The following is a 7,483-nucleotide window of genomic DNA, read 5'->3' on the forward strand; positions in this document are numbered from 1 at the left end:
GTTCCAGCAGCGCCCGGCGGGCCGCGGACGGCTGCGCGGGGGTCGGTAAGGGGGGCTGTGGGGTGGTCTCTGGGGTGGTCGTCATGGCCGGCCGTCACCTTCCGCTGTGAGTAGCCGCTCGACATCCTCATCGCTGAGCTGGTCGAGGTCTTCGTTGAGCCGCCGTTCGATTTCGGCCGCGAGGTCGGCGACGGTGGCGTAGGAGAAAAGCCCGCGGACCGGGATGTCGACCTCGATCTGACCGCGGATTCTGGCGATGGCCCGGATCGCCAGCAGGGAGTTGCCGCCGAGTTCGAAGAAGTCGTCCTCGGCGCCGACCTTCTCCACCCCCAGCAGCTCGGCGAACACCTCCGCCACCAGCTCCTCCGCGGCGGTGCGGGGCGCGACGTACCTGCGCTCCGGGGGCGCCGACGGCGCGGGGAGCGCGGCGTGGTCGAGCTTGCCGTTGGCGGTCAGGGGCAGGGCGTCGAGGGTGACGTAGCCGGACGGGATCATGTGGGCCGGCAGGGTGGCGGCGAGCGCGTCGCCGATCGCCGTGAGGTCCGCCTCGCCGACCAGGTAGGCGACGAGCCGCCTGCCGTCGGTGGTGTCCTCGCGGACGCTGACGGCGGCGTCGCGGACGCCGGGCTGCGCCCGCAGGGCCGTCTCGATCTCGCCGGGTTCGATGCGGTAGCCGTGGAGCTTGATCTGGTCGTCCGCGCGGCCGACGAACTCCAGACTCCCGTCGGCGCGCCGGCGCGCCAGGTCGCCGGTACGGTACATCCGCCCGCCGGGGGGCCCGTAGGGGCACGGCACGTAGGCGGCGGCGGTGGCGCCCGGCCGGTTCAGGTAACCGCGGGTCACCTGCGGGCCGGCGACGTAGAGCTCTCCGACGACACCGGCGGGTGCCGGCCGCAGCCCGCCGTCCAGCACGTAGGCGGTGTTGCCGGGGGCCGGACGGCCGATCCCGACCGAGCCCGCCTGGTCGACGGGCAGCGCCTCGCCGGGTGCCACGTGGGCCGCGACGCAGCCGACGGTGGCCTCGGTGGGACCGTACTCGTTGACGACGGTGACGCCCGGATGCCGCTCCCGCCAGGCGGTGACCCAGTCGGCGGGCAGCGCCTCACCGCCCAGCACCAGGTCGGCGCTGGGGGCCGCGTGGTCGGGCAGCGCCGCCAGCAGCGCCAGGTGGCTGGGGGTGGCCTTGAGGAACGTCGGCCGGTCACCGGTCGCGACGCCGTCGTCGAGGGCGGCGAACCGCACCGCGCCGCCGACGGTCAGCGGCCCGAACAGGCCGGTCACGGTCAGGTCGAAGGAGATCGGCGAGTGCAGCAGCGCCTGTCCGGCCAGGCCGGGGTAGGCGGTGCCGGCCCACGCCAGGTAGGCGGCCACCGAGCCGTGCTCGACCACGACACCCTTGGGGGTGCCGGTCGAGCCCGAGGTGTAGATGACGTACGCGACGTTCTCCGGCGTAGCCTCCCGGGAGGAGCCGGCGGCCGGCTGCCCGGTCCACTCGCCGGGGTCGTCGACGGTGAGCACGGTCGCGCCGGCGGCCGGCAGGGCGCCCGTCAGGTGCCGCTGGGTGAGCACCACCGCGGCGGCGGAGTCGGCGAGCATGTACGCCACCCGCTCCGCCGGGTAGCCGGGATCCACCGGCACGTAACCCGCTCCGGCCTTCCACACGCCCAGCAGGGCGGGCAGCAGCTCCAGGCACGGCTCGGCGTACACCGCGACCAGGGACTCGGGGCCGACGCCCGACCGCCGCAGCCGGTCCGCCACCCGCCCGGCGGCCTCCTCCAGCTCCGCGTAGGTCAGCCGCCGGTCACCGACGATCACGGCGGTCGCGTCCGGGGTGCGCGCGGCCTGCGCCTCCACCATGCGGCACACCGTGGCGTGCTCGCGCGGCGGCTCCTGCGCGCCCGCCTCCAGCAGCGACGCGCGCTCGGCCTCGTCCATCAGCGGCAGGTCGCCGATCCGGGTGTCCGGGTCGGCCGCGCCCGCGGCCAGGACGCGCAGGTAGCGGGCGACGAACGTCTCCGCGGTGCCCCGGTCGAACAGGTCGGTGCGGTACAGCAGCCGGCTGGTGCCGGTGGTCAGGTCGAACGCCAGGTCGTCCTTCGAGGTGCTGTAGGGGATCGGCTCGATGCCGGAGTCGGGGATGTAGTTGAAGCCGATCTGGTAGAGCGGCTGCACCCCCGGATCCCGCTGCGGCGCGATCGCCTCCACGACCGCCTGGAACGGGATCTGGCCGTTCTCCATGGCGTCGAGCAGGGTGGTGCGGACCCGGCCGAGCAGCTCGGCGAAGGCCGGGTCGCCCGAGGTGTCGGTCCGCACCACCATCTGGTTGATGAACATGCCGACCAGCCCGGCGACCTCCGGCAGGTCCCGGCCGCTCAAGGTCACCCCGACGACGGTGTCGTCGTCGCGGGACAGCCGGGACAGCAGCGCGACGTAGGCCGTCAGGAACACCATGAACGGCGTCGCGGCCGAGCGGCGTCCCACCGCGGCGGCCCGCTCCTGCAGCTCCTCCGGGATCGTGAAGCGGACCTCGTCACCGGCGTAGCCGAGCTGGGCGGGCCGTGGCCGGTCGGTCGGGAGGGTGTGCACGGCGGGCAGCCCCGCCAGCCGCGACCGCCAGTAGTCCGTCTGGCCGGCCAGGGCCTGGCCGGTGAGCTGGCCGCGCTGCCAGGCCGCGTAGTCGGCGTACTGGATGGGCAGCTCCGGCAGGTCGGCGGGCCGGCCGGCCGCCGCGGCGGCGCACAGCTCGGTCAACTCCGTCGTGAGGATGACGGCCGAGGTGGCGTCGAACACGGCGTGGTGGACCACGAAGCCGACCACCCAGCGCGCGTCGTCGGTCCGGGTCACCGTGGCCCGCCACAGCGGGGCACGGTCGGTGGGGACCGCGGCCCTGGCGGCGGCCAGGGCGTGGTCGTACATCCGGGCCTTGCGCTCCTCGGCGGGGAGCGCCCGCAGGTCGTGCACCCGCACGTCGAGGTCGACCTCGGCGTGCACCACCTGGCGGAGGGCGCCGTCGACGATCCTGAAGGAGGTGCGGAGCACCTCGTGCCGGTCGACGACGGTCTTCAGCGCCGCGACGACCTCATCGGCCTCGATCGGGTGCAGGATCTCCAGCGAGCACGGCAGGTTGAACACCGGCGAGCCGGGATCCATCTGGTCGGCCAGCCAGATGCGTTCCTGGCCGAAGGAGGCCGGAGCCTCCCATTCCCTGGCGGTCATCCCCGTCACCCGCCCTGACGCAGGCTGAGGGGCCGCATGTCGGTCCACACCGTCTCGATGTGGTCCAGGCACTCCTGCTTCGCTCCGCTGAAGCCGGCCTCGTGCCACCCGGCGGGGAGGATCCGCCCCGCGGGCCAGATCGAGTACTGCTCCTCGTCGTTGCGCACGACCAGATAGGGGTGGTCGGTCATGGTTCCTGCCTTGTTCATTTACGGTCCAGCTTGGGGATGGTGGTGGCCGGGCGGGACTGCTCGGCCTCGCCGTCGGCGGCCCGCAGCCGTTCGACGACGAGCGCCAGCTCGGCCACGGTCGGGGACTCGAACAGGCTGCGCATCGGCAGCTTCACGCCGACGGCCTTGCGCAGCGAGGCGATGAGCTGCACCGCGATCAGCGAGTTGCCGCCGAGTTCGAAGAAGTCGTCGTCGATGCCGACCCGCGACACGCCGAGACCGTCGCTCCACACCCGCGCGATGGTCGCCTCCAGCTCGTTGCGCGGCGTGGCGTGGTCGTCTCCGTCCTCCGCGGACCCGGGCCGCTCGTCGGCCCCGGTGTCCCCGGCGATGGTGTCGGTGGTCCGGGACCTGGCCCGTTCGGCGAGCTCGGCCACCGGCAGCGGGTTGATCACGACCTGCGGGCCCAGGCGTGCGGCCAGCACCCGGCGGAACGCCTCGGCGCCGTCCACGGGGGAGATCCCGTCGCCGGCCGGCGCGGTCGCCGCGGCGTCCCTCCCGGCCGTGCCGCCGGGGACGGCGCCGAGGTCGCCGGTGACGGCGTCGCGGTTCACCCGGCGCAGGACGAAGTCGCCGATCTCCACCAGCACCCGGCCGTCCTCGTCGAACAGCGTCAGGTCAGCCGAGACCACGTCGTCACCGCCGTCGGCGTAGCGCAGGTGGCTCCAGAACCGGGCGGGCAGCGGCCCGCGCACCAGCACCCGGCCGTAGGAGAGCGGCAGGTAGCTGCCCTCCCCGCGGCCCTCGCCGAACGCGGTGGCCACGTCCAGCAGCGCCGGGTGCAGCACCCAGCGCTCCAGGTCGGCCATGGCGGCCTCGGGCGCGACGATCCTGGCGAGTTCCTCGTCCGGGCCCACGTGGTGCTCGCCCAGCGCGTCCCAGCGGGGGCCGAAGGTGAGCATGCTGGTGCGGCCGGTCTCGCGTACGGCCGAGCTCGGCCGGCACCGCGCCACGATCGACGGGGCGTCCACCCCGGCGGCCGGCTCGGAACGGACCCAGGCGGCCGAACCGCGCACGTGCGTGGCCGAGTGGCCCGCCGTACGGCTCACCACGCGGAACTCCACGCCGTCCGCCGAGGTGGTCAGCTCCACCCGGTACTGCGCGGTGGCCCCGTCGGGGACGGAGAACGGCTCCAGGAACGCCACGTCCCGCAGCTCCACGGCGTGGTCGGCGTCCGGAGCGGGCAGGCACGCGGCCACGGCGGCCCGCGCCGTCTCCAGGTGACCGGTGCCGGGCACCACCGGCACCTGGCCGATGCGGTGCTCGTCGAGCAGCCAGTGCGTGGTGGCCGACACCAGCCCGTGGCACTCGGCCTCCCCGTCCTGACCGGTCACCCGACTGGACAGGACCGGGTGGTCCACCGCTGCGGCCACCCCGCCTCGGGCGGCGCGGAACCCGTCGGGCGCCGCCACCTCGACGGCCATGCCGACCTCGGTCCAGCCGCCCCAGTTCTGCGAGACGACCGGCGCGCGCCAGCCGTGCGCGCTGCGGGCGTAGGCGTCGAGGAAGTTGTTGGCCGCGCAGTAGTCGACCTGGCCGAAACCGCCGACCACCGAGGTCACCGAGGAGCAGAGCGCCACCCAGTCCAGCGGGAGGTCGCCGAAGGCCTGCGCCAGGGCGAGGGTTCCAGCGATCTTGGGGGCCAGTACGGCGGTGGCCGCCGCACGGTCCTTCACCTCGGCCATTCCGCCGCCGGGCAGGCCGGCGGCGTGCACGATGCCGTCCAGCCCGCCGAACTCGGCGTCGACGCGCTCGCGCACCGCGCGCAGCTCGGCCGGGTCGGTGACGTCGGCGGCCAGCACCAGCACCTGGGCGCCGGCCTGTTCCATCCGCCGGATCGCGAGGATGGCCCGGCCCGTCCTGTCCGCGCCGCCGTGTACCGCCAGGTGGGTGTCCCACTCCTCGCGGGGCGGCAGGCCACTGCGGCTGAGCAGCGCCAGCCGGGCGCGGGCCCGCCGCGCGAAGTCCTCGGCGAGGGTGATGCCGATCCCGCCGATCCCACCGGTGATCAGGTACCGGCCCCCGTCGCGGACCACCGTGGACCCGGAGGTCTCCGCACCCACGGGGACCTGGGCGTAGTCGGTGACCCAGCGACGGCCGGCGCGCAGCGCCACCTCCGTCTCGTCGGCGGGCCGCAGCAGCTCGGAGACGAGGTCGGCCGTCTGCGCGGCGCCCGCCTCCGGGTCGGCGTCGATGTGGCGGACGGTCAGGCCGGGAAGTTCCAGCGGGACCACCCGGGCGATGCCGGCGAGGGTGGCGTGCTCGGGGCGGAGCAGGGCGCCCTGCGCGTCCGAGGCGCCCGACGACACCACGTCGAGGTGGACTCCGTCGGTCACCCCCGCGCCGGCCAGGGCCTGGACCAGCTCCAGCAGGCTGAAGAAGCCGCGCTCCTGCGCGTCCCAGGTGGCGGCGATCGCGCCGTCGGCGGGCACGCCGTCCAGCGCCAGGGCGTGCACGATCCTGGCGGGGGCGCCGGCGGCGAGCAGCGTCTCGTGGTCGCCGGGGCCGGCCACCCGCACGGTGGCGCCCCGGGCGCGCAGCTCGGCGACGAGCTCCTCCCCGCGAGGCCCGTCGGCCAGCACCAGGCAGTCGCCGAGGTCGGTCCGGCGGAGGTCCGGGGCGGCCTGACGCCAGGTGGGCACCGCGAACCAGTCGTCCAGCGGCAGCGGGCCACGGCGCCGGACCGGCGCGGCGGCGGCCTGGTCGACCGGGTCGGCGTCGATCCAGTAGCGCCGGCGCTCGAACGGGTAGGCCGGCAGCGGCACCCGGCGGGCCGCCGCGCCGAAATCGGCGCCCAGCGGCACTCCGGCGGACCACAGCGTGCCCGCCGCGTCGTAGACGGTGACGGCGTCCCCGGCCCGCTCCCCGGGGCCGGGCAGGCTGGGCAGCGGCGCGGGCGCTCCCTTGGGGAGCTGCATCCTGGCCAGTCCGGCCAGCTGCCGTCCGGGCCCGCACTCCACCAGCAGCGGCGGCGTGTCGCCGTGCGCGGCGAACAGCCCGGCGACGCAGGCGCCGAACCGGACCGGCTGCCGCAGGTGACCGGCCCAGTACGCCGGGTCCGTCGCCTGCTCGGCGGTGATGGGCTCGCCGGTGACGTTGGACCAGAACGGCATGCTCGGCGCCTGCCGCGGCACGGAGGCGACCAGCGCGGTGAACTCGTCGAGGATCGGCTCCATCATCGCCGAGTGGAACGCGTGTGACGTGCGCAGGGCCTTGCAGCCCACCTTCTCGGCCTTCAGCGTCTCGGCGAACGCCTCGACCGCGTCCGCGGGACCGGCCACCACGCAGGTGCCGGGGCCGTTGACGGTCGCCACCGACACCCCCTCCGGCAGCCGTCCGGCCAGCGCCGACTCGTCCTGCTGGACGGCGAGCATCGCGCCCGGCGGCATCGACTGCATGAGCGCGCCGCGGGCGGCGACCAGCCGTACCGCGTCGGGCAGGGTGAAGACCCCGGCGACGGTCGCGGCGACGTACTCGCCGATGGAGTGGCCGATCATCGCGGCCGGCCGTACCCCCCAGCTCTGCCAGAGCCTGGCCAGCGCGTATTCCACGGTGAACAGCGCCGGCTGGGTGTAGCGCGTCTGCCGGAGCGTCTCGTCGGCGTCGGGCGCGGCGCCGAACACCAGGTCGCGCAGGTCGAGGCCGAGGTGTTCGGTGAGCAGGTCCGCGCACTCGTCGACGGCGGCGGCGAACACCGGTTCCGTCCGGTACAGCTCCGCGCCCATGCCGGCGTGCTGCGCCCCCTGCCCCGAGAACAGGAAGGCGACCGCCGGCGGGGTGACGCCGGCCTCTCCCTTGCGGCGGCGCTTGCGGTCGCGCAGCGCGCCGACCGCGTCGGCGCGGTCGGTGGCCACCACCGCGGCCCGGTGCGGGTACTCCATCCGGCCCACCCGCAGCGTGTGGGCCACGTCGGCGAGGTCGAGGCCCTCGTTGGCCGCCAGGTGCCCGGCGAGCCGGTCCACCGCCGTGTCAAGCGCGGTGGCGGTCTTGGCGGACACCTGCAGCAGGTGGGCGGGCCGCGGGGCCAGGGGGGCGGC

At 75.3% G+C, this 7,483-nt stretch carries 3 protein-coding genes; all 3 read right to left on the minus strand.

Annotated elements, in window-relative coordinates:
• Positions 1 to 81: 81 nt before the first annotated feature.
• On the minus strand, positions 82 to 3,216 hold the full coding sequence (locus CA984_RS41350) for a non-ribosomal peptide synthetase (protein ID WP_086578788.1): 3,135 nt from the start codon (positions 3,214 to 3,216) through the stop codon (positions 82 to 84).
• Between the two features lie 5 nt (positions 3,217 to 3,221).
• Positions 3,222 to 3,425 carry an MbtH family protein gene (locus CA984_RS41355; RefSeq protein WP_231509936.1) on the minus strand — a complete coding sequence of 68 codons (204 nt, stop codon included), beginning with the start codon at positions 3,423 to 3,425 and terminating at the stop codon, positions 3,222 to 3,224.
• Positions 3,422 to 7,483 (minus strand): polyketide synthase family protein (locus tag CA984_RS41360; RefSeq protein ID WP_086578789.1); only part of this gene is annotated, 4,062 nt, incomplete at its 5' end. The genes CA984_RS41360 and CA984_RS41355, both read right to left, overlap by 4 nt.

The organism is Streptosporangium minutum (genome assembly GCF_002149035.1).
Lineage (GTDB): Bacteria > Actinomycetota > Actinomycetes > Streptosporangiales > Streptosporangiaceae > Streptosporangium > Streptosporangium minutum.

Bases quoted from the DNA above. Each gene is read 5' to 3' on its own strand.
- CA984_RS41350 (WP_086578788.1), bottom strand. From the start codon at position 3,216: ATGACCGCCAGGGAATGGGAGGCTCCGGCCTCCTTCGGCCAGGAACGC.
- CA984_RS41355 (WP_231509936.1), bottom strand. From the start codon at position 3,425: ATGAACAAGGCAGGAACCATGACCGACCACCCCTATCTGGTCGTGCGC.